Here is a 23,638-nt window from a genome sequence, read left to right as displayed (position 1 = left end):
GATATTATTCTTAATCGAGTGCGCCATAGAATAAAAACTTAAAAGAGAATAAAAATAAATTCAAAATTTCGCAAAAAAAGCCAAAAATAGCTTAGAATTATTAACTAATATACAATTTTTTAACATTTATAAAAAGCTGTAGGTTAATTTTTTAGAAATTTTAAGATATGATTTTTACTAAAAACATCAATATAATAGGGTGCTTATAAGTCATTTTCTTCTGTATATTTGCATAAAAACAGAAAAATGAATGCACATTTTATAGCTATTGGAGGAAGCGCTATGCATAATTTAGCAATAGCTTTACAAAAAAAAGGATATATCGTAACAGGTAGTGATGATGCAATTCATGACCCATCCAAATCTAGATTAGCCAAATACGGCTTGTTGCCAGAGGAGTTTGGTTGGTTTACTGAGAAAATAACTGAAAAATTAGATGTCGTTATTTTAGGGATGCACGCAAAAAAAAATAATCCTGAATTATTAAAAGCCCAAGAATTAGGAGTAAAAATATATTCTTATCCTGAGTTTTTATATGAGCAGTCCAAACACAAAACTCGTGTAGTAATTGGAGGTTCGCATGGAAAAACTACCATAACTTCAATGATTTTACATGTTTTAAATTATCATGAAAAAGAAGTAGATTATATGGTAGGTGCTCAGTTAGATGGTTTTGAAACAATGGTGCATTTAACTGAAGAAAATGATTTTATCGTATTAGAAGGAGATGAATATTTAAGCTCTCCAATTGATATGCGTCCTAAATTTCATTTATACAAACCAAACATAGCTTTGTTAAGTGGTATTGCTTGGGATCATATTAATGTATTTCCAACATTCGAAAACTATGTAGAGCAATTTTCAATTTTCACAAACTCTCTAACAAATGGAGGTATTATGGTATACAATGAAGAAGATACTACTGTAAAAAATATTGTTGAAGAATCTGAGCATGCTATAAAAAAATATTCTTACACAACTCCAAATCATGTTGTTGAAGATGGAATTACCTCTATTGATACACCTGATGGTTTAATGCCTATAGAAATATTTGGAAAACACAATTTACAAAATTTAGCAGGAGCTAAATGGATTTGTCAGCACATGGGTATTGATGAAGATGATTTTTATGAGGCTATAGCTAGTTTTAAAGGAGCAAGTAAAAGGTTAGAAAAAGTAGCGGAAAATAAAGATACAGTTATATTTAAAGATTTTGCTCATAGTCCGAGCAAAGTTGAAGCTACAACGAAAGCAGTTAAAAGACAATATAAAAATAGAAATTTATTAGCTTGTTTAGAGTTACATACCTATAGTAGTTTAAATGCTAAATTTTTAGCAGAATATAAAGGAGCTTTGTCAAATGCCGACAAAGCAGTGGTTTTTTATTCTCCAGATGCTGTTAAAATAAAACAATTAGAAGAAGTTACTGAAGAGCAAATAGCCAAAGCTTTTGAACGAGATGACTTACTTATTTATACAAACCCTCAGGAATTTAAAGAATTTTTATTTGCTGAAAACTTAAATGATACGACTCTCTTATTGATGAGTTCAGGGAATTATGGAGGTTTGGATTTTGAAGAGGTTAGGCAATTACTTTAAACTTTTTAAAAACTTAGCAAATATATAACTTCTGTACTTTTTATTGTAGAATGATTTTAAAACAACAGTTAAACGATTCTTGTATAAAAAATAAAGGTTCCAAAACTTTTTGTTTACATTCCCTTTTTTAGGGTTATCGATAAGTATAATTTGTTTTTCTATAAATTTTTTAGTTCTGTTTGTTTTTAGGTATTCTAATGATTTTGGGTTATTGAAGAAAAAACTTGTGCTAGCTATAAAATTTGTTAAATAATTAGACAGTTTAGAGTTCTTAAGGGTACAAATTGCTTTTTGTATTGATGTTTCTTTAGATAATAAGTATAAATCATAAGAATTCCTTAAAGATACGTTTTTGAACCATTGAGATTTATCATTCAACTGTTTGTTAAAACAGGTCATTAAAATTTGATTATCATTAGAAAGAACTGTAATGTTTTCTGTAGTTTTTTTTAGGGTTTGTTCTATAGTATGATAGTTGAAACTTTTTTCATTCGTAATCATTTTATAGTGAACTTCAATGGCACCAATTTTATTTTTTTTTACCATCTTAGGATAGTGTCTATTAAGAATAGTATTGTCAATTGAATTTTTTGTTTTTTCTTGATATCCATTTTCTTTTAACACTTGTATTGTGTTGTCAAAATGTTTTTTAGGAACTAAAAAATCGATATCTCCAACCATTCTTTCTGAAATGTCTTCATAGAGCCCTTCTAATAAATTACCGGTGCCTTTTAAAAAAATTGGTGTAATATTGTTGGTTAAAAGTAGCTTATTGATTTCTTTAGCTTGTTCAATGATTTGTCGATTTCTTTCACGGTTAAGACTGGTGATATGCTCCATGTATGCAACCAAGTCATCAGGGAGATATTGTAAAAAGTTAGCACGTTTTAAATTACAGTATAAAGCTGGGAATACGTAATGAGCTGTACTTAATTTAACGACGTTATCCCAATTTATTTTATTAGCTTTTATTTCTTGTTCAACTATTTTCAGGTTTTCTTTTTCATGAGTTATAGTTAAACATTTACCAACAAAAAATAGTGTTTCTTTATAGGTCATCAGTAAAAAGTTTTTTTACGGTTGCTATCATTTTTTCATTATTTGAATATGTTAATTTATAGCATTCTAATTCAGCAAACCAATCTAAAAAAGTAGTAGCATTTTCGATTTTAGGTGAAAGCCAAGAGTCAGGTACTAACTGTTGAAAAGCTTCAAGCCTTGAGATTTTGGTGATTTCTAGTTCATTTTCAGGTATATATTTAATAAAAACTAATGTTTTACATGGTTGATTTTTTTTAGAACTAGTATTCCTTGGAGGAAGGTATCGTACTATTTTATTTAAAGCTTTAAAATGATATTCAGCTGAAGTTTCCAATTCGGGATAAAACGGTAAAAGAATAGGGACGCTATTCTTTTTTATAGAGATGGCAGATGAGAAACTATAAACTTCCTTATTTTTAGAAAGAATGGGTACAAAGTCATCAGCCAAACAAGAGAATCCGTTGGCTTGTAACAAAGCCAAAGACGTGCTTTTTCCATTACCAGAATCACCTAAAAAGAGGATTGATTTTTTTTCGTTACTTACAGCAGATGCATGAAAAATTCCCATCCAATTGTCCTCTCCTTTTTTATGGGTGTGTTCAATAATTTTCATTGAAAATTTCCCCTGAAAATAGTGGCTGTCAATGGTTTTCCATGAACCAATTAGAATGTTGTCAATATAGAAATAAATAGAATCATTTGAGGTGAAAACTTTATAATGATACTCTATCTTATCTTGAGAATTGATTTCTAAGTGTGCAAATTTAGGGTGAATTAAAGAGAAGGTGTAATCGCTTAAGAATTCAATAAAAAATATACTGGAATTTATTTTATAGTATTTTCTAATTTGAAAACTACTAGGTATGTTGTGGTTTGAAAATAGTTCTTCCTCAGCTTCCTTTTCTTCTAGTAGCTTTTTAATATCATTAATAAAGTTACAAGCTTCATTGTAAGGTATGTTTATTGATGTATATAAAGCGGTAAAAATTTCTTTTATAGGAGTTTCTAAATCTAATAGTATAAGAGTATCGGCAACTATATTTTGAACAATAATATATTGATTGTTGTGAGATACCCAGACGAGACTTTTGCCCTCTATTTTCTTTGTTAAAATCATAATGATGTAAAAATAATAAAACCAAATTTTAAAAAACTATTTATATGATATTATTGTTCTGATATAAAATTTGTTACTTTTAAAAATTGATTGGTATTTTTGTAGTATGTATAGACATCGAGTAGAGTTAGAAAAGGAAGATTTTTATCTGAATGAACAGGGATATAGGGTTTTTACAGAAAAATACCATTTAAAAAGAGGGTATTGCTGTAAAAATGGATGTAAGCATTGTCCGTATGGATATGATAAAAAAACAGATAGTTTTAAATAGAAGTGACTTCAATTAAGTTGTTGTTTCTAACAATAAAAAAAGTTAAATAAAAATATCAAAAATGAAGAAAATTTTAATAGTATTTATAGCCGTGCAAATTGTTAGTTGTGCCGAGTTACAAAAAGTAGTAAATCAAATACCAAATCAAGGAGTTTTAACTCAAGGACAAATAGGTAGTGGATTGCGTCAAGCATTGGACAATGGAATTAAAAATCAAGTATCTAAATTGACATCAAAAGATGGTTTTTATAGAAATAAATTAGTGAAAATTTTATTGCCTAAAGAGCTGCAAGATGTTGATAAAGGCTTACGAAAAATAGGCTTAGGAAATATTGCAGATGAAGGGATTAAGGTTTTAAATAGAGCTGCAGAAGATGCTGTGAAAACAGCAACGCCTATTTTTGTTAATGCTGTTAAAGAAATAACATTTAACGATGCTAAAAACATTTTATTAGGAGAACAAAATGCTGCAACTTCATATTTAGAAGGAAAAACTAAAACGACCTTATATGGTAAGTTTAATCCGGTAATTAAGAGTTCATTTGGAAAAGTGGGAGCTGATAAAGTTTGGAAAAATTTAATATCAAAGTACAATAGTATTCCATTTGTGAAAAGAGTTAACCCTGATTTAACTGATTATGTAACAAAAGAGGCCTTAAAAGGAGTTTTTCAAATGATAGCGGTTGAAGAAAAAGGAATCCGTGAAAAAGCAGGGCTTCGAAATACCGATTTACTTAGAAGAGTTTTTGCATTACAAGATAGAAGTTAATTATTAGCTGTTTTTACAATAAAAGGGGTTTTCAAAACTGAAAGAACTCAATGTATTATAGGTGTAGATTTGGGTAAAAAACAGGTGTTAAAATGTTAATAAATTAGGTTGATTATAAAAGACGAAAATAATAATTTACATCATTTATTGTTAGCTTTAACCTTGGTTTTGTGTTAAATACCTTTTTTTCAGTGTTAAAAATAATGTTTGTAAACGAAAATTATGTATATTTATAAGGTGTTTAACAAAGACTAAGATGCTAAAGATAAATCAATTACATAAGTACAAAAGACATCTTGAAGAGAGGTATCGTAAATTGGTTGAAAGAGCTAATGATTATAAATATGTTGATGAATGTAAAAGTGATAGATCAGCATTTAAAGCAATGAAAGTTTTAGAAAAACTTAATAGAGTAAAATATTTGAATAAAGAAATATCAAATTCTATTGTGTAATTGTTTAAAGTAATTAAAAGCTTTTAAAAGTCTGCTACCATACCAAGAAAACATTTCTCCATCCACAAAAATAATTTTTGACTGTTGGACGTGTTCTTGTATTTCAAAAACATGTTGTTCTTTAAACGGATAAGGTTCTGAAGAGAGTAAAATCAAATCAGGGTTTCCTTCTTGTTGAATTTTTGTTATGTCAATTTCAGGGTAGCGCTCTTTGTTTATATAAATGTTACTAAACTTATTAAGTGAAAGTAAATGATTAATAAAGTTATTATTCCCTGCTACCATCCAAGGTTTTCTCCATATAAAATATGCTACTTTTTTGTAGTCTTTCTCTTTTATGAAATTATTGAAACTTCGAATTTCAAAATTTAATTTATTTAAAATATTGAGCGCCTCATTTTTTCGATTAAAAATAGTACCGTATTGTTTAATGAGTTTTTTAGTATCGTTTAGAGTGAATATGTCGGAAACATGAGTTGTTGCTATTTTTTCACATTCTTCGACAATTTCTTTTGTGTTTTCTTCTTTATTACAAAGAATAATATCAGGTTTAAGTTCTTTGATTGTATTTATTTTAATGTTTTTTGTACCACCCACAATAACTTTGTTTTTCTTTAGGTGTTTCGGGTGAATACAAAATTTAGTTACACCAACTAAAAAATCTTCTAACCCTAAGTCAACCAAAAGCTCTGTTTGACTAGGAACTAAAGATATAATTCTCTTAGGTGTAGTTTTTAACGTAACTGTTCTGTTAATTTGATCGATCAACTGTTTTTAAGGCAATATACGGAAAACTGATACTTGTTATTACTCCTTTATCTTTATTCTTCATTTTAAAAGAAAAGTTCTCATTAAAGGTGCTTTTTAATCTTTCAATGGTGCTTTCTAATCCAATATTCATTTTTACTTGACAAAAATCATCAGGAAGAGATTTTCCATCATTCTCAATGGTGATGTGAACAGAGTGATTTATTTGTTCAATTATTAAAAGAATATTTAAATTATCATGATTGAAGGAGTACCCATGTTTAACTGAGTTTTCAATAATTGGTTGTAGCAAAAGATACGGTATTTTAGCATTCAAAACGGATGTGTCGCGTATTACGGTTTTAAAAGAGAAGCTGTCAGTAAATCTCACTTCAAGAATACTAATATATTTTTTAAGTGTTGATAACTCAAGTTCTAAACATGTTGTTAGTTTTTCTTTAGTATCTAATAGCTCTCTAAAAAGGTCACTTAGATCCGCAATTGTATCTTGTGCTTTTTTTGGCGATATATCTATCAGGGAAGAAACACTATTTAAGGTATTGAATAAAAAATGAGGTTGTAAGTTAGACCGTATAAGGTTTAACCTTGTTTTCATTAGTTGTCTTTGTAAAATAGATTTTTCCTTTTCTATTCTTTGGTTTTTTTTAAAATAATGATAGGAATATATAACTGATATAATAAAGAAATAAATTAAAATATTAACATCAACTGTGGCTATCGTATATCTGATGATGTCTTTTAATATAAAGTTATTAAACTTTGCGCTTCCATTAAAAATATGAAATAGATAAATACTTAAAACTATAATAAAACTCATTAAAAAAGAAAGAGAAATATGTAGTGTTGCTATTTGTTTCCAAGACTTCTTTTTGTTCAGTAGTTTCTTGGTTGTTCTATTAATAACAACAAAAAATAATATCACCAAAATATAGTCTAAAAATGAGTCAGTTAGTAAAACTAACCAGCTTTTTTCAGTATATCTATAGCCAATTGACTTTAAGTAGTATATTTTAATTAAGTGAAGAATTGAAATAAAAGCATAGAAAATTGAAAAGAATAATGTTAGCTTGTTTTTTGTCATTTTACCCCCATCATTTCTTGAAATTCCTTTTTATATCCTTTGCTAACTCTAAATATTTTGTTATCACTAATTTTTACATCCGTTTCACCATAATTTGATGTAATAATTTCATTTATAAAATTTGAATTTATAATTGTAGATCTGTGAATTCGCATAAAATTATTTGAATTTAATCTATTGATTATGCTAGATAATGATTCACGAAGTAAATATTTTTTATTGTCCATTGTGAAAATTTCTACATAGTACCCAGAAGCTGAAATGTATTTAATAGAATCTATATCTATAAACGAAATTTTATTCCCAGATTTAATGCTTATTTTTTTGTTATTTACGTGGTATTCAGTGGTTTGTTTTTCTTTTACGATATCAAGAATGCTTTCTAAACTATGTTGAAAACCAGAAATTTCTTCTTGATGTTTTTGTTCTACTATTTTATTTATAGTCGTTATAAGTCTATCTTCTTTAAAAGGTTTTAATAAATAGTCAAATGCAAAATAATCAAAAGCTTTTAAGGCAAATTCATTATAAGCAGTAACGAAAATAAAAATAGGTTTTTTAGGAAGGTTTATTTTTTCAATAATATCAAACCCTGTCATGTCCTTGATTTTAATGTCAAGAAATACTACATCAGGGTTTAGAGCGTTAATTTTTTCAATTGCATTTTTTCCGGTAGAGCAATCACCTATAACGTTTAATAAGCCATGTTTTTCTATTATTTTTTTTATTCTAATTCTAGCAAGATTTTCATCATCAACTATTAAGGCAGAAATTTTCATTTACATATTTTTATATAATTATAACAAATCGATAATAATTAACCCTAAACGCTTTTTGTTAAAAATAAAAACTTACTGGAACTAATGTTAATTGGTTTTTGTAGTCTTTTGTGGAAACCAAATAAAACTTAAAGTTTTTATTTTGTGTAAACATAATATGTAGGGAAAACTTGTAATTTAAGCTGTTTTTTAAACAAAATTAAAAAAGAAAAATCATAGTGATGACAGTACTTTTAAAGTAATTTTAAACTTTAACATTATTAACATTTTATTGTGATTTGTGATTTTTTTCACTTACATCTAAAAAAGGTTTTTTTACATCAAATTACAATCTATTTACTTCAAATAAAGATTGTGTATACAGTATTGCCAGTACTTTTATAAATGTTAATTAATAAAAATTTAATAATTTATGAAGCAAAGTTTCAAAAAAGCTTTAACGTTTCTAGCGTTTTTTTGTTTTGTTGTTAGCGTAAGCGCGCAACAAAGAACAATAACAGGAACCGTTAGTGATGAAGCAGGACAATTACCGGGGGTAAGTGTTGTAATTAAAGGTACTGTTAAAGGAACAGAAACTGATATTGATGGTAATTATACTGTCAAAGCTAATGCAGGAGATACTCTTGTATATATGTTTTTGGGGTACAAAAACGTAGAAAAAGTAGTTGGTCAATCATCTATCATTAATGTCAGGATGACTGAAGATGACAATATTCTTGATGAAGTTGTCGTATCGGTAGCATATGCTGCCAAAAGAAAGAAAGATATTATTGGAGCTGTTAGTGTAGTTACTGCAAAAGAAGTAGGTGATTTAAAAGTTACTACCGTAACGGAAGCTTTACAGGGAACTTCAGGATTATCATTAATTAATACATCAGGACAACCGGGGGCGAGTCCAACTATTAGAATTAGAGGTGTAGGTTCTTTACAAGGAAATATTGACCCATTAATCATTGTAGATGGAGCTCAGTTTGCTGGGAACTTAAACTCAATTAACTTTAATGATGTAGAGTCGTATTCTGTTTTAAAGGATGCAGATGCGGTTTCTTTATATGGTAATAGAGGAGCAAATGGAGTTATTATTATTAAAACAAAATCAGGATCAGATACTAACGGAGAAGGTATTATTGAAGTTAGTACTAGTTATGGTTTTTCTGATAAGGCAACTAATGATTACAGCTATTTAAATTCTGAACAAATTTTAACAACTTCTTGGCAGTCTATTAGAAATGCAAGATTAGATGCAGGTGATACGCAAGCAGTAGCTAGTAATTTTGCAACTACAAATTTGATCAGCGATTTAAAAGCGAACCCATATAGTGTTAGTCAACCAGTTGATGCAAATGGGAAACTAAAAGGTAATGCAAGATTACTTTACAACACTAATTATTATGATATCTTAACTCAAAATGCTACAAGACAAGATGTATCTTTAGTGTTAAGAGGAGGGTCAGAAAAAACTAAATATTTTATTTCTGGAGCTTTTTTAAATAGTGATGGGTTTAGTTTAAATTCTACTTTTAGAAGATATAACGGAAGAATTAATCTTTCTTCAGATGTAAAATCTTGGTTAAGTGTTGGAGCAAATGCTTTTGTAACAATTAGTGAGTCAAATGTTCCTACTCAAAGTGGATCATTATTTGCTAATAATATTCAATATGCTAGATCTGTATCTTCTATTTACCCATTATATAAAAGAAATACTGATGGAAGTTTTATTCTAGGTGCAAATGGAGAAAAGCAATATGATTTTGCTGAAAATAGAGGTTTCTTTGGGAATTATAACCCATTAGCAGAAACTTATGGAAGTACCAATTTATTCGAAAGAAATACATTTAACTTTTCACCGTATTTGAATTTAAAATTTACAGAAAAGTTAAACTTTAAATCTCAGTTAAACTATACGAACTATTTATATGAAGAGAATAGCTTTAATAATCATTTCGTAGGAACTGCTCAAGAGCAAGTTGATAATAGATCAAGTACTAAGAGAAGAAATACTACTAAAACATGGAATGTTATTAACACATTATCATATAAAGATTTATTTAATGAAAATCATAGCGTAACTGCTTTATTAGGGCAAGAAATGTATGATAGAACATTCAATAGAGTAAATGCTACAGCAACAGGATATGTTTTTGATGATTTAACAGAATTAGATAACGGAGCTACACCTACAACAGTCGGTTCAATTACAAACAAAAATAGATTATATAGTTTCTTTGGAAGGTTAGATTATAATTTTAAAGAAAAGTATTACTTCGGAACAGGTATTCGTAGAGATGCATCTTCAATTTTTTATAAAGATAACCGTTGGGGAACTTTTTGGTCTGTTGCAGCAGGTTGGAGTATTTATGATGAATTTTTCAGAGGAAGCGAATCAGTTAGCGCCTTAAAATTAAGAGGTAGTTATGGTACAGTAGGGAATCAAAATATTGGCCAACAGTTTACATATATTGATGAACACGGATTAGGCTTTAATGTGTTAACAAACTCAGGTATAGACCCTACAGCTTTAGGTAATAAAGACTTAAAATGGGAGACTCATAATAAATTGAATATAGGTTTAGATTTTGCTTTATTTAATAGTAGAATTTATGGTAGTATAGAATATTATGATAATAGAGTAACTAACCTCTTGTATCAAGAGGTGCTATTTCCTTCTTCAGGTTCAGCAGGTACTGGCCCTGATGATAATGGTACCCCTAGAGATTTAGCGCAATGGAGAAACTTTGGTGAAATGAGTAATAAAGGTTTTGAATTTAATGTTAACTCTATTAACATTGAAAACGATAACTTCAGATGGACAAGTTCTTTTGCTATTTCTACAAATAAAAATAGAATTGAAGATCTTAAACAAAGTGAAAATAATGGTTCTTTTCGTTGGGAAGCTGGAAGAGATCGTTATGAGTTTTATATGAGAGAATGGGCGGGTGTTAACACTAAAACTGGTGCACCTGAGTGGTATAAAGATGTAACAGATGCTTCTGGAAAAGTTACTGGAAGAGAGAAAACGTCAAATTATGATGAGGCTACTAGATATTTCACTGGAAAATCTGCTTTACCTGATTTTGAAGGAAGGTTAGGGACTAAGTTTGAGTATAAAGGAATTGATTTAGCATTAAACTTTAACTATAAATTCGGAAACTATATCTATAATACAGATTATGCTTCTTTAATGAAAGCTAGAAACTTAGGAGAGCAATTAAGTAGTAATGTTTTAAATGCTTGGCAAAAAGATGGAGATGTTACTGACGTACCTAAATTAACTACAGCAAGCGATAATTTTAACTCTAGATCTACTAGATGGTTGCAAAGAGGTGATTTTATTCGTTTAAAGAATATTTCTATAGGTTATAACCTTGATCAAGAAATGTTAGAAAAGTTAAAAATTAGAAGATTAAGGATTTATCTTTCTGCTGATAACTATTGGACATGGAAAAGAGAGGATAATTTAGATGATCCTGAACAAAGTTTTAATGGTATTACTGATAACAGATCTACCGTATTAAAAACATTGTCTTTAGGAGTTAATATTTCACTATAAAAATTTTAGAATGAAAAATATATTTAAATACACATTAATAGGAGCTTTGTTTATAGGTTTTGCATCTTGTAGTGATGAATTCTTAGACGAACCTAAGCCAACAGGATCTGTAACAGATTTAGTAGTATATACTTCAGAAACAGGCGTTGATGCAGCTTTAACAGGGCTTTTTGCCAATTTAAGGGATTTTAGATCAAGACATGATACTTGGGGTGCAAAAGCTTATTATTTAGGGGCTGAGGTTATGGGAACAGATTTAACTGTCCCAGATTTTAACTGGTACATTTTTGAACATAGATGGGATGTAACGGAAAATTCTAACGGTAGAAGGACTAACTGGGCTTGGGAGATTTTTTATTCAACGGCTAATATAGCAAGAACTCATATTGAGGGAATTAATAAATCGACTTTACCTGACGCTAAAAAGAAAGCATATATTGGAGAGTTAAAAGCTGTGGAAGCGTATAGCTATTTTAATTTGGTACGGTATTTCTCGGGATCTTATTTATTAGGGGATGATAAACCAGGAATTCCATTATATACAACTACATTAAGCTCTGGAATAGAACCTTCAGGAAGAGGTACTATTAAAGAAACTTATGATAGAATTATTAAGTTATTAGAAGAAGCTATTCCTAATATGAGTAACTCTCTTACTAAATATAGGTTTAATAAATCTGTTGCTGAAGGTGTTTTAGCAAGAGTTTATTTGGAAATTGGAAATTGGGCAAAGGCAGCTGAATATGCAGCAAAAGCAAAAGCACCTTATGCTTTAATGGATCAAGCTACCTATAAGGCAGGATTTAATACAATAAGTAATAATGAGTGGATGTGGGCTTTACCATTTAATGCTGATCAACAAAGTGGTTTTGCTAGGTTTTACTCTTTTATTGATCATACCAGTCCTGGTTATAATCAAATATACGTTAGTAAAGATTTCCAAGCATTGTTTACAAGTGATACTGATGTTAGAAAATCTTTAATTAAAAAGCAATCTACGTCTAACCAAACTAAACTATATACTACCGAGAAGTTTAGAGATTTAAAAGATAGAATCTGGTGATTTAGTATTCATGAGAGCTTCTGAAATGTATTTAATTGAAGCGGAAGCAAAAGCTGAGGCTGGAGATTTAAACGGAGCTAAACAAGTTTTATTAGAGCTAGTAAAAGCTAGAGATGCAGTTGCTACATTATCTACAGCTACAACAAAAGAAGCATTAGTTAATGAAATTTTAGTTGAAAGAAGAAAAGAATTATATGGAGAACTTGGAGTTTCTTGGTTTGATTTAAAAAGAAGAAACAAAGGTATTTCTAGAAAAGGTGGTGCTTACAGATGGGAAGTTGAATTTCCAGCAGGAAATGCAAGATGGACTTTTAAGATTCCACAAGATGAGATTGATAAAAACCCAAAAATATCACAAGCTGATCAAAACTAAATTATGAAAAGGCTGTTTCAAACAGCCTTTTTATTCTCTTAATTCAAAAACCAGTGAGTTCACATCAAAGACAATAAACTAAGGAATTAATCCCCTTATTTTTGCCCTAGTTATACCAACTTTGTTTTCATTGGTATCATTATTTGAATTAATCTATAAAGTCAAGGAGTCATTAACCTTGACTTTTTTTATTTAATATAGTTTCCATGTTTTTTTGAAGTTCTTTTGCTTTTTCAGCAGCGGATGCCGCAAAATTAGCATTGTTACTTGCATAAATAATTCCACGGGAAGAATTAATTAGTAACCCGATATCTTTATTCATACCGTGTTCACAAACATCTTCTAAATTACCACCTTGTGCACCAACCCCAGGTACTAGTAAAAAACTGTTTGGGATAATGGTTCGGATATCTGATAAGAATTCGGTTTTTGTAGCACCAACTACATACATTAAGTTATGAGAATTAGTCCATTGTTTTGAAGTTTCTAAAACATGTTTATAGAGCTCTTTTCCATCAACTTCTTTAGTTTGAAAGTCAAAGGCACCTTGATTAGAAGTTAAGGCGAGTAAAATGGTATGTTTATTTTCAAAAGCTAAAAAGGGTTCAACTGAATCTTTTCCCATGTAGGGAGCAACAGTAACACTGTCAAATGCTAAATCATTAAAAAACGCTTTTGCATACATTGTTGAGGTATTGCCAATATCACCTCGTTTTGCGTCAGCTATTGTAAAAATTTCAGGATGTTTCTCATTAATATAATTAATTGTTTTTTCAAGGGCTTTCCAACCTTTTAATCCATATGCCTCATAAAAAGCAGTATTAGGTTTATAAGCAACACATAAATGATGAGTAGCATCAATTATCGCTTTATTAAACTCAAAAATAGGGTCTTCTTCCTTTAATAAATGTTGCGGTATTTTGTTAAGATCTACATCTAAACCAATACATAGAAAAGATTTTTTCTTTTTAATTTCAGATACAAGTTGTTGTGTTGTCATGGGTTGTTATAAAAGTTAGGCAAAAGTAAACATTTTTATGAGTTTCTTTTATCTTTGTTATCAATGTTCAGATATATTATAAATAAATTTTTTTACGGTTTTCTAACTCTTTTTGGGGTGGTTACCGTCATATTTTTTCTGTTTAATATTTTGCCAGGTGATCCTGCAAGAATGATGCTAGATCAGAGAGAAAATACAGAGCAATTGGAGAGTATTAGAAAAAAATATGGATTTGACAAACCTGTTTTTACTCAATATTTGTACTATTTAAATGATGTTTCACCGATTTCCTTTCATAGTGAAAATAAAGAAAATTACACTTTTTTGTTAGAGAAGAAGTATAAACACACTAAACTAACATCAATAGGAGCTATTACTATAGTTTTAAAATATCCTTATCTACGTCAATCATTTCAAAAAAATGGTAAAAACGTTTCAGAAGTAATTAAAGAAACTTTACCCAATACAGCTATTTTAGCAATATCAGCAATAACAATAGCTATATTTTTAGGGATACTTTTAGGAATCATGTCTGCTATTTTTAAAGACACTTTATTTGATAGACTAATTGCAGTTGTGAGTACTTTTGGTATGAGTGTTCCTTCATTTTTTTCCGCAATACTTTTTGCATGGTTATTTGGGTTTGTTTTGCATAGATATACAGGACTTGAAATGACTGGAAGTTTGTATGTTGTAGATGATTTTGGGGAAAATATATATATTCAATGGAAAAATTTAATTTTACCAGCTTTAGTTTTGGGAATTCGCCCATTGGCAGTGATAATACAATTGATGAGAAACTCATTGCTAGAAACATTAAATCAGGATTATATAAGAACAGCAAAAGCAAAAGGATTGACCACTTTTCAGGTTATAATGAAACATGCTCTTAAAAATTCATTAAATCCGGTTATAACTGCAATTTCAGGCTGGTTTGCATCTATGCTTGCAGGAGCTGTTTTTGTTGAATATATTTTTAATTGGAATGGATTAGGAAAAGAAATAGTAAACTCACTCAACACATTAGATTTACCTGTGATTATGGGAAGCGTATTGATAATTGCTAGCTTGTTTATTTTTATTAATATTTTAGTAGATATTTTGTATAGTTGGTTAGATCCACGTGTTAGATTAGAATAGTATGAAAAATTTAGCAATAGTTTTAGTGACATTTTTATTTACAAGTTGTGCTGCTTTTCAGCCTAAAAAAATACCTGTAAAATCTTTAGAGGAAAAATTATTGACAGTTGAAAGAGTGTCAATTACTCTAAATGACATATTGAATAATAATACAAAAACAAACACTATTATACAAGTTTACGCAAGTTATTGTCCTTTCAGTCAAGATAGTTTTAAAGATGTGTTGAAACTTCAGCAAAGTAATATAAATATAAATTATATTTTTTTATCAGTAGATCATTCTTATCATGATTGGAAAAGAGGACTAAAAGCATTAAAGGTAGTAGGAAAACATTATTATATTCCTAACAAAGGAAAGGGAGAAATAGCCCGTTTTTTAAAATTAAAAACAATTCCAAGGTTTTTGTTGATAGATAAAAAAGGCACGATTAAAGTATTTAATACATCTAAGGTTTCTAAAATAGAAAGTAAATTAAATAAATAAAAAGGCTCACCTTAATTTTCTTCATCTTACTAAGTAATTGTTATGTAAATAATGAATCCTAGCTTTTTGAAACTGCTTTAAATGATGTTTTTATTACATTTGAAGAAAATGAAATTACATTTCAAAAGATATTAGAAGAACAGATCAACAAAAAGATAATTCTGAATATAAGGGCTTCTTCGTGTGGCGATTGCTTAAAAAGCGTACCAGGTATTTTAGATTTACAAAATAAATATCTTGATGTTGTTTATGTTAATTTGTTATTAGATAGATCAATTAACAAAAGGGAGTTAGGAATAAAAATTATACAGCTTAAAGGAGAACTGTATTTTATAAAATTTGGATGAGATGGTCCGATTTTGAGAGTTTTACATTTAAGTTTGATTTCTGGGTGTTTAGTTGTCGATGAACATAAAAAAATAGTAGTTTATAATGTTACAAAATCAACAGACGAACTAATTGAAAAAAGCTTAAAAAAATGATGTATTTTTGCACTCAAGCTTAAACCTTCTTAACTACACAATTAAAAACTAATATTACATTGAGAAAAAACATCGTAGCAGGTAACTGGAAAATGAACAAAAACCTTAAAGAAGCTAAAGAGCTTGTTAAAGGAATAAGAAAAGGACTGAAAAAAAAGAGTTTCGATAACAAAAGAGTAATCGTAGCTCCAAGTTTTATAAATCTTAATAGTACTGTAAAAAGAACCAAAAAATCTGAAATTGAAGTAGCTGCACAGAATATGCATGAAGCACCTAATGGTGCTTATACAGGTGAGGTTGCCGCAGATATGTTAACAGGAATTGGAGTTAATGTTGTTATCTTAGGTCATTCTGAAAGAAGAATGTATTTCAATGAAACTAATGAATTGTTGGCAAAAAAAGTTGATGCAGCATTAGCTAATAATTTAGAAGTAATATTTTGCTTCGGAGAGTTATTAGAAGATAGAAAATCAGCAAAACATTTTGAAGTTGTAGAAAGCCAATTAAAAGAAGGGTTGTTTCATTTATTAACAGAAGATTTTTCAAATATTATATTAGCTTATGAACCTGTTTGGGCTATCGGAACAGGAGAAACAGCTTCACCTGAGCAAGCTCAAGAAATGCACGCTTTTATAAGAAAGGTATTAGCTACAAAATACAATGAAAAAATAGCTAATGATGTGTCTATTTTATATGGAGGTAGTGTAAAACCAGGGAATGCTAAAGAGATCTTTTCAAAAGAGGATGTAGATGGAGGGTTAATAGGAGGAGCATCTTTAAAATCAGAAGACTTTTTAGCAATAATTGAAGCGATTTAATGGATAGTATTTATATAGAATATAATTTTACAGTTGTTCCTAATGAGCCAGCAACTGAAATTTTAATAGCTGAATTAGGAACAGTTGGTTTCGAGAGTTTTGTAGAGAACAAAGAGGGAGTTACTGCGTATATTCAAAAGCAAGATTGGAACGAAGATATTTTAAAAGATATTTTTATATTAAGTTCTTCGGAGTTTAAAATTACGCATACTAAAAGTGAAGTAGAACAAACAAACTGGAATGCTGAATGGGAGAAGAATTTTAATCCCATCCAAGTTGAAGATAAAGTGAGTATAAGAGCACCTTTCCATGAAAATCCAAACTTAAAGTTTGATATAGTAATAGAACCAAAAATGAGCTTTGGAACAGGACATCATGAAACAACTCATATGATGGTACAACATTTACTGGCTTTAGAATTAGATGGTAAGAAAGTGCTTGATATGGGATGTGGTACTGGAATTTTAGCTATTTTTGCAGAGATGAAAGGAGCTACACTAGTAGATGCCATTGATATAGACGCTTGGTGTTATGAAAATTCTATTGAAAACGTTGAGAGGAATAACTGTAATAATATTAGTGTGTATGAAGGAGATTCATCGCTACTAGAAAATAAGCAGTATGATGTTATCATTGCAAATATTAATAGAAATATTTTGATAAATGATATGGAAAGGTACACAAAATGCCTTAATGAAAATGGTATTTTGTTGTTAAGTGGATTTTATCACGAAGATATTTCTATAATTGATAAAGAAGTTTCAAAATATAAATTATCTCTAGATAAAACTTTAGAAAGAAATAATTGGGTAGCATTACGATATCAAAAATAAAAACAGATGGGTACTATTGAAAAAATTCAAGAAGAGTTAGATGTTTTAACAGAGGAAACAAGAAAACATGAAATTATTTTATATAATGATGACGTAAATACGTTTGACTTTGTTATAGATAGTTTAGTTAGTGTATGTGAGCATACACCAGAGCAAGCTGAACAATGTACTGTTTTAGTGCATTATAAAGGTAAATGTGCAGTTAAAACAGGTGAATATAAAGATCTAGAGTCTAAATGTTCTAAACTTTTACAGCTAGGCTTGTCGGCTGAAATACTTTAATATGGAAAATGTTTTTAAGTATTATGAGTTCTCTGATTTTTTTATAGATAAGTCAGAAGCTTTTTCGGGTGAAGAAATTTGTTATACAGAGTTAAACTCTGAACACTTTTTAATTTTTAAAAAAAATAATTTAAAAGGAAAAGATACTTATGATTTATATGTTTCAAAATTTTCTTCAAAAAAAGAAATAGGTGTTAAACCTCCTGAAATATTGGAATTATTGGTTAATGATTATGATAAATCAATACCTGAACATCGGGTGGTACTAAGAAAATATTTATATTAAAAAAACTCAAAAAAACTTTTTTGAGTTTTTTTTTGTTTTTATGTGACCTATTAAGAAAAGAAGTGTCATAATAGTGTAAACAAAAACGAAAAACGTTTTTAGTTTTAAAAAGTTCATTGAACATTTCATTTATAATAGTTTGTTTTCCCCTAAGTTTATAATTATTATGAGCCCCAAGTCTCTCTGAGTAAGATTCCCCTTGTGCATGGTTTGAAATGGCCGCAAGCTGAAAGGAGAGCTTTTAAAAATGATAAATACAGTTTTAAAGATAGTAGTAGTTAGTTTTTTAAACTAAGTTTGGTTAGACAAAAAGGCCTTAAATGAGAATTTAAGGTCTTTTTTATTTTATATACTAAACGAATTAAGTGTTTTTAATAGATTGGATTTTGATTTAAAATAACTAAACTGAACTTTAATTAATTTTAGTTCATTTTCTATCGATTTTACTTCTCTATAGTTGATAAGAAACATGGAGCCTTCACCTAAATAAAACTTTCTCTCTTCACTTTTTAATAGTTGTTTATAGTTTTTAGCAAGGTTATTTAAAATTTTATTTTGCTTTTTGTACGAGTTAATTTGTTCTGTATTACTTTTTATTTTGTTGTCTATAGTTACTTTCGTTACTGAAATATCAAAATCTACTTCTTTTAATTTTAAGTTTGTTAATTTTATATCAGCACGTTCTTTTTTTAAAAATAAAGGTAAACTAATACTCAATGCTCCTTTGTAATTAGAAGCGGAAAAAGTATTTATATTTTGATAATCTGAAGTCAAAAAATTGTATTGAAAATTTACCTTAGGAAGCAGATTGTTTAATTTAAGTTTTCTAGCCACTTGAAAACTTTCTTTTTTTAATTCTAATACTCTTAACTTAGGATGATTATTAGTGTTAAAGTTATTAGCTATCATTAACGAATTTCCAAGTACTGTATCGATAGTGCTTATGGTATTTATATCAGGAGTTATTAAATCATTTAATTCTAAGGGTATATCATCGTTTAGCCACAAATAATTTGAAAGTTCTAATTTTGATTTAATATGGTTTATTTTAGATTTTTCTAAATCTAGTAATCTGTTCTTTAAATTTATATTAGCTTCTAGTGTGTCTACAGCGGGTTTGTCTCCCGCAAAAAAACTCTTTTTAATATTGTTTAATCTAGTTTTTGCATTGGTTAAATAATTGGAATATACTAATTGAATTTGGTAGTTTTTTAGCCAATTAAAATAGGAGTTTATAGCATTGTATAGTATTTCATTTACTAACAGGTTTTGCTTTTCAATTGATTGTTTCCTATAAAGTTTTGCTTGTTTTAAAGAGGCCATTCTTTTGTTGATTAGTAACCCTTTAGCAAGAGACATTGAAATACCAGCCGCATACAATCCATTTTTGGGGGTTTTAAGTTCAGGGTTTAAATAATACCCATTATTATTTTCATAACTAGCTTTGAAGTCTATTCCATACCATGTAGGTATTTTGAATGTAGTATTAAGATTATTATAGTATTCAGTACTTTTAAAATTTTTTCGTGTGTAATCAACTTCTATTTTTGGGTCAAAAGCACCTCTTGCTTTGAGTAATTTAGCTTCTCCATTACTGGTTGTTAGTTCAGCTTGCTTTAAAAGAGGATGGTATTTTTTTACATATCCTAAATATTCCTCTAGTGTGAGTGTATTTTGTGCTTCCTGAGTGAAGCCAACAGTATTAAAGCAAAACAGTAAAATGATTAAAATTTTTTTCATTATTTTTTGTTTTCGGCTTCTGCTTGTTTTTTGTTTTGTGGTTGATAAAAATTAGGAGGAAAGCTATTAATTTGTCTCCATAATTCATACCATATTGGTACATTTTCTAATAAAGCAATTGATCTTGCTCCTGATCCTATTCTAACTGCCTTTGGCCATGGCTCATGCTCTTTATCTTGAGTTAATAAAACCCTATATTTTCCGTTACTACTGATAAAGTTTTCAATAGCGATGACTTTTGCACCATACGTTCCATAGGATACATTTGGCCATCCACTAAAAATAATTGCTGGCCACCCATCAAATTGAACACGTACTTTTTCACCTATATGTATTAAAGGTAAATCGATGGGTTTAACATACATTTCAACTGCTAAATCATAATTAGCAGGCATTATACTAACTAATTTTTCACCTTCTTTGAAGGTTTCTCCAATACCAGAAATAATGGCCTTGTTAATGAATCCATCCTGAGGTGCAGTAACAAAAAGTAAACTTTCACGTTTTTTGTAATTAGCTAAGCTAGACTCTAGTTTTGAAACTTGGGCTTCGCTATCAAAAGCACTTGATTGAGCAGTAAATACATTGCTTTGTGCCTTTGCAATCTTATCGTTATATGTTGCTTTTAAGGTAGATATAGTAAGTTGTGCATTTATAACATTGTTCTCAGTAGTTAATAATTTATTTGTTTGAGAAATTAATTTAGCATTGGCTTCCTGAAGTTTTGCTTTTTTCTCCTCAACATCTTTAGTTGCTTTTAAACCTTCTTTTTGTAAAGTAACAGCTCTTTTATATTGGGTTTTTGCAATCATTGCTTTTATTTTGACTGCCTCTAAATCAATACTATCACTTTTTACCTTTAAATACGATTGCATAAGCTTGTTTTGTGCTTGTGCAAGTTTTAGTTTTCTTTCTTGTTTTAAAGCAATAACTTGAGCTTTATAAGCTTGTGTTTTTTTTTGGTAAGCAATTACAGAAGAGGATTTAGCATTTAATTGGTTACCTGTTCTTTCAGATAGCTTTGTATCAAAATAGTTACTTTTTATTTCAGAAATTCTAAGTATGGTATCTCCTTTTTTTACAAAATCTCCTTCTTGAATTAACCATTCTTCAATTCGACCAGGAATTTGTGATTGTATACTTTGTGGACGATGGTTTGGCTTAAGCGTTGTAACACTACCTTTACTTGTTATGTTTTGAGTCCAGGGTAAGAATAAAATAACAATTAGTGTAAAAGTGAAAAAAAGTAAGAATTTCTTAAATCTCTTATGATATTGTTTAGTGAAAATTTCTCGTCCAGATTTAAATTTAGTAATATCAATATATTTTGATATTTTATTGTTAGAAATGTTTAACATAGCTTAGTGTGTAAGATTTATAATACTTCCTTTTTTTAGTGTAATGTGTTTGTTGCATTTTTCTTTCCATGTAATATTACTGCTAACTACAATTAAACTCCAAGGTTGAGATTTATCTGCTAAAAAATTGATGATTTTTTGTGTTTCTTCTTTTTTAAATTGATCTAATGGATCTTCAAGAATTAAAACCTTTGGTTTTTTGATGATCGCTCTAGCCAAAATTATCTTTTTTGCGATAGTATAAGCAATTTGTTTTCCTTCAGGATTTAAAATAGTACTCAATCCATTTGGTTGTTGTTTTATAAAGTCTGTTAAACCAACATTTTCTAATGTAGTATATATTTGTTCATCAGTTATCTCTTGGTCTCCAAAAGTGATATTCTCTCTTATGCTACCTTCAAAAGGAGTTTCTTCTGATAATGATAACCCTAGATTTGCTCTATAGTTATTTAGGTGTAAGCTGTTTATAGATTGGTTGTTAACGTATATGTGACCAGAAGTTGGTTCCATCAATCCTGATATCAGTTGTAGTAAGCTTGATTTTCCACTTCCACTTTCTCCTTGAATCAATATTCTATCAGTAGGGTTTATTACTAGTGAAATGTCATTTAATATAGGTATGTTTAGTGAGTTTACTTTATAATCAACACTTTGAAGTTCTATAGATAATTTATGATCATTATTAATTAATTCTCCTTCTTGATTTTCAATGGGTTTGTCAATTATTTGTCCAAGCTTTTCAATGGATGTTAGTACGTCATAAAACGATTCTAAACCAATAATTAGTTTTTCTACAGATGTAATTATTAAAAGAATAATAATTTCAGCGGCAACAAACTGACCAATATTCATTTTTTGATTTAATACTAGAAATCCTCCTATTAATAATAATCCAGCAGTAACCAATACCTTAAACCCTATCATTTGAATGTACTGTAGTATTAAAATTTTAAAATGCTTTTCTCTCGATTGTAAATAATCATCTACTAGATTGTCAGTTTTATTCAAAGCTAGATTTGTTTTACCAGATAATTTGAAGCTCATCACTGTTCGTGCAATTTCTTGAAGCCAGTGAGCAACTTTATACTTGTTTTTAGACTCCTTTAAACTAGTTTCTAATCCTTTTTGTGCGGTGTATTTAAATACTATAAAAATTAATAGTAGTAATAAGAAGCCAAAGAAGATGAAAAATGGGTGGTAAAATGATAATAGTAATAAAGCAAAAATTATTTGTAAAAAAGCCGATGGAACATCAATAAGAATTTTAGATAATCCCTTTTGAATAGTAAGTGTATCAAAAAACCGATTTGCTAGTTCAGGTAAGTAATAATTTCGTAATTCACTCATTTTAATTTTAGGAAATCTATAGCTTAGCTCAATTGAAGCTCTTGTAAATATTCGTTGCTGTATAGTTTCAATGATTCGCATTTGCATTAATTTTAAGATACCTGCAAAGGCAACACCACCAGTAACCAAAATAATTAAAACAACCCAAGAAGCTGACACTTGAGCTCCTTGTAATAAGTTTATGATGGCTTGTATTCCTAACGGAAGAGACAACGCAACAATACCTTCAAAAATAGCGTAATATGCTATTTGAAGTATATCTTTTCGTTCTAGTTTAATAAGACCTAAAAATCGTCTCCATGGTGATAGTATTTTAGTGTTCATTTGATAATGTGTTTAATGCTAGTTCGATAAAAAAGTTAGTTGGATTGTCGTTACTTTTAAAATTTGTAATTGATGGAAAATGTTGTTTTGTAAAGTGTTGATGAAGCGAACTTTCCGTTATTGTACTAGCTAAACTTAGAGGGTACTTATATTTAGGGTTGTGACCAGAAATTATTTCAGATATCCTTTTTACTACATTTTTGTAGGTAATAAAGTATCCTTCTTTATTTTCAGTATCAACATCTATTGTTAAATAAGATTTAGAGTTTTCGTTTATCACAATTTTATTTAAAAGAACTTCATTAATGTGTCCATAATTACTATCTTGAATAGTGGTTCTTGTAACAACTTTTAGAGCAGTAATTAGTTTTTCTTTAGAATCGTTAATGCTGTAGGTTTCAATTACTAATTGGTATTCTATCCATCCCCAATACCAAGAGGTTAAGTAGATTAATAGCTTATGTTTACTTTCAAAATATCTATATATAGAGCTTTCGTTAGAGCCAATTTCTTTTCCAAGCTTTTTGAAATTGAAACTTTCAAAACCAAATTTTTCAATTAAAATAATACTATGTTCAATTATTCTCTTACCTAATTCAGAAGATTCAGGGTTTTTGATATAGATTCCTTTGGGGGTTTCTATTTTTATATTTGAAAGTAAATTTTTCATAATTAAAAA

General features: G+C 28.9%; 23 protein-coding genes. 13 read left to right on the top strand and 10 right to left on the bottom strand.

Features of this window, described 5'->3' with window-relative positions; genetic code table 11:
* Window positions 1-246: 246 nt before the first annotated feature.
* Window positions 247-1,599: a UDP-N-acetylmuramate--L-alanine ligase gene (locus ACMFBB_RS07445; protein WP_435263786.1), complete on the top strand. Its 1,353-nt coding sequence runs from the start codon at window positions 247-249 to the stop codon at window positions 1,597-1,599.
* Here the strand turns inward: ACMFBB_RS07445 and ACMFBB_RS07440 are convergent.
* Entirely contained in the window at window positions 1,591-2,658 is a 1,068-nt protein-coding gene (locus tag ACMFBB_RS07440; protein WP_435263785.1) for a nucleotidyltransferase domain-containing protein, read from the bottom strand. The genes ACMFBB_RS07445 and ACMFBB_RS07440 overlap by 9 nt on opposite strands.
* Complete coding sequence (locus ACMFBB_RS07435; RefSeq protein WP_435263784.1) at window positions 2,648-3,757, bottom strand: hypothetical protein; 1,110 nt, start codon at window positions 3,755-3,757, stop codon at window positions 2,648-2,650. Before ACMFBB_RS07435 ends, ACMFBB_RS07440 begins: the two co-directional genes overlap by 11 nt.
* Window positions 3,758-3,863: 106 nt before the next feature.
* Here ACMFBB_RS07435 and ACMFBB_RS07430 point away from each other — a divergent pair, with 106 nt between their 5' ends.
* The 3 genes from ACMFBB_RS07430 to ACMFBB_RS07420 all read left to right on the top strand — a co-directional run bounded on the left by ACMFBB_RS07430 (window position 3,864) and on the right by ACMFBB_RS07420 (window position 5,251).
* The gene (locus ACMFBB_RS07430; protein ID WP_435264283.1) at window positions 3,864-4,028 is read left to right on the top strand and encodes a DUF5522 domain-containing protein; all 165 of its coding nucleotides are present in this window, start codon (window positions 3,864-3,866) and stop codon (window positions 4,026-4,028) included.
* Window positions 4,029-4,089: 61 nt separating this feature from the next.
* On the top strand, window positions 4,090-4,797 hold the full coding sequence (locus ACMFBB_RS07425; protein ID WP_435263783.1) for a DUF4197 domain-containing protein: 708 nt from the start codon (window positions 4,090-4,092) through the stop codon (window positions 4,795-4,797).
* Window positions 4,798-5,053: 256 nt separating this feature from the next.
* Window positions 5,054-5,251, top strand: a complete 198-nt coding sequence (locus ACMFBB_RS07420) for a hypothetical protein (protein WP_435263782.1) — start codon at window positions 5,054-5,056, stop codon at window positions 5,249-5,251.
* On the opposite strand, the gene ACMFBB_RS07415 is transcribed toward ACMFBB_RS07420, so the two are convergent.
* From ACMFBB_RS07415 to ACMFBB_RS07405, 3 genes are read right to left on the bottom strand one after another with little or no spacing between them, the layout of a single operon-like run.
* Window positions 5,234-6,019 carry an ABC transporter substrate-binding protein gene (locus ACMFBB_RS07415; protein WP_435263781.1) on the bottom strand — a complete coding sequence of 262 codons (786 nt, stop codon included), beginning with the start codon at window positions 6,017-6,019 and terminating at the stop codon, window positions 5,234-5,236. The two genes, ACMFBB_RS07420 and ACMFBB_RS07415, sit on opposite strands and share 18 nt — an antisense overlap.
* The gene (locus ACMFBB_RS07410) at window positions 6,003-7,100 is read right to left on the bottom strand and encodes a sensor histidine kinase (RefSeq protein ID WP_435263780.1); all 1,098 of its coding nucleotides are present in this window, start codon (window positions 7,098-7,100) and stop codon (window positions 6,003-6,005) included. The genes ACMFBB_RS07415 and ACMFBB_RS07410 overlap by 17 nt, the downstream gene beginning before the upstream one ends.
* A complete protein-coding gene (locus tag ACMFBB_RS07405; protein ID WP_435263779.1) occupies window positions 7,097-7,879 on the bottom strand; it encodes a LytR/AlgR family response regulator transcription factor in 783 nt (260 codons plus the stop codon). The genes ACMFBB_RS07410 and ACMFBB_RS07405 overlap by 4 nt, the downstream gene beginning before the upstream one ends.
* Window positions 7,880-8,291: 412 nt before the next feature.
* Between ACMFBB_RS07405 and ACMFBB_RS07400 the strand changes: the two genes are divergently transcribed.
* The 3 genes from ACMFBB_RS07400 to ACMFBB_RS07390 are packed head-to-tail and all read left to right on the top strand — an operon-like array spanning window position 8,292 to window position 12,865.
* Window positions 8,292-11,429, top strand: a complete 3,138-nt coding sequence (locus tag ACMFBB_RS07400) for a SusC/RagA family TonB-linked outer membrane protein (RefSeq protein WP_435263778.1) — start codon at window positions 8,292-8,294, stop codon at window positions 11,427-11,429.
* A 10-nt stretch (window positions 11,430-11,439) separates the two neighbouring features.
* Window positions 11,440-12,492, top strand: a complete 1,053-nt coding sequence (locus tag ACMFBB_RS07395; protein WP_435263777.1) for a RagB/SusD family nutrient uptake outer membrane protein — start codon at window positions 11,440-11,442, stop codon at window positions 12,490-12,492.
* Between the two features lie 10 nt (window positions 12,493-12,502).
* Window positions 12,503-12,865: a RagB/SusD family nutrient uptake outer membrane protein gene (locus tag ACMFBB_RS07390; RefSeq protein WP_435263776.1), complete on the top strand. Its 363-nt coding sequence runs from the start codon at window positions 12,503-12,505 to the stop codon at window positions 12,863-12,865.
* Between the two features lie 172 nt (window positions 12,866-13,037).
* Here ACMFBB_RS07390 and pyrF read toward each other — a convergent pair whose 3' ends face one another.
* The gene (gene pyrF / locus ACMFBB_RS07385) at window positions 13,038-13,865 is read right to left on the bottom strand and encodes an orotidine-5'-phosphate decarboxylase (RefSeq protein ID WP_435263775.1); all 828 of its coding nucleotides are present in this window, start codon (window positions 13,863-13,865) and stop codon (window positions 13,038-13,040) included.
* Between the two features lie 63 nt (window positions 13,866-13,928).
* Between pyrF and ACMFBB_RS07380 the strand changes: the two genes are divergently transcribed.
* The 6 genes from ACMFBB_RS07380 (at window position 13,929) to ACMFBB_RS07355 (ending at window position 18,190) form a co-directional block, all read left to right on the top strand.
* Window positions 13,929-15,005, top strand: a complete 1,077-nt coding sequence (locus tag ACMFBB_RS07380; protein ID WP_435263774.1) for an ABC transporter permease — start codon at window positions 13,929-13,931, stop codon at window positions 15,003-15,005.
* 1 nt (window position 15,006) lies between these two features.
* A complete protein-coding gene (locus ACMFBB_RS07375; RefSeq protein ID WP_435263773.1) occupies window positions 15,007-15,489 on the top strand; it encodes a TlpA family protein disulfide reductase in 483 nt (160 codons plus the stop codon).
* Between the two features lie 541 nt (window positions 15,490-16,030).
* The gene (tpiA, locus tag ACMFBB_RS07370; protein WP_435263772.1) at window positions 16,031-16,789 is read left to right on the top strand and encodes a triose-phosphate isomerase; all 759 of its coding nucleotides are present in this window, start codon (window positions 16,031-16,033) and stop codon (window positions 16,787-16,789) included.
* Window positions 16,789-17,622, top strand: coding sequence for a 50S ribosomal protein L11 methyltransferase (gene prmA, locus ACMFBB_RS07365; RefSeq protein WP_435263771.1), 834 nt, complete (start codon window positions 16,789-16,791; stop codon window positions 17,620-17,622). The genes tpiA and prmA overlap by 1 nt, the downstream gene beginning before the upstream one ends.
* A gap of 6 nt (window positions 17,623-17,628) precedes the next feature.
* Complete coding sequence (locus tag ACMFBB_RS07360; RefSeq protein ID WP_435263770.1) at window positions 17,629-17,904, top strand: ATP-dependent Clp protease adaptor ClpS; 276 nt, start codon at window positions 17,629-17,631, stop codon at window positions 17,902-17,904.
* A gap of 1 nt (window position 17,905) precedes the next feature.
* Window positions 17,906-18,190, top strand: a complete 285-nt coding sequence (locus ACMFBB_RS07355) for a hypothetical protein (protein ID WP_435263769.1) — start codon at window positions 17,906-17,908, stop codon at window positions 18,188-18,190.
* Between the two features lie 345 nt (window positions 18,191-18,535).
* Here ACMFBB_RS07355 and ACMFBB_RS07350 read toward each other — a convergent pair whose 3' ends face one another.
* The 4 genes from ACMFBB_RS07350 to ACMFBB_RS07335 are packed head-to-tail and all read right to left on the bottom strand — an operon-like array spanning window position 18,536 to window position 23,629.
* Window positions 18,536-19,930, bottom strand: a complete 1,395-nt coding sequence (locus ACMFBB_RS07350; protein WP_435263768.1) for a TolC family protein — start codon at window positions 19,928-19,930, stop codon at window positions 18,536-18,538.
* Window positions 19,930-21,288, bottom strand: coding sequence for an HlyD family secretion protein (locus tag ACMFBB_RS07345; protein ID WP_435263767.1), 1,359 nt, complete (start codon window positions 21,286-21,288; stop codon window positions 19,930-19,932). The genes ACMFBB_RS07350 and ACMFBB_RS07345 overlap by 1 nt, the downstream gene beginning before the upstream one ends.
* Window positions 21,289-21,291: 3 nt before the next feature.
* The gene (locus ACMFBB_RS07340) at window positions 21,292-22,959 is read right to left on the bottom strand and encodes a peptidase domain-containing ABC transporter (RefSeq protein WP_435263766.1); all 1,668 of its coding nucleotides are present in this window, start codon (window positions 22,957-22,959) and stop codon (window positions 21,292-21,294) included.
* Window positions 22,949-23,629, bottom strand: coding sequence for a TetR/AcrR family transcriptional regulator (locus ACMFBB_RS07335; protein ID WP_435263765.1), 681 nt, complete (start codon window positions 23,627-23,629; stop codon window positions 22,949-22,951). The genes ACMFBB_RS07340 and ACMFBB_RS07335 overlap by 11 nt, the downstream gene beginning before the upstream one ends.
* Window positions 23,630-23,638: the final 9 nt, after the last annotated feature.

Origin of the sequence: Tenacibaculum sp. nBUS_03 (assembly GCF_051201695.1) — a bacterium.
Classification (GTDB): Bacteria; Bacteroidota; Bacteroidia; order Flavobacteriales; family Flavobacteriaceae; genus Polaribacter.
Note: the sequence above shows the minus strand (reverse complement) of the source record. Positions and strands in the feature narration are given on the sequence as shown.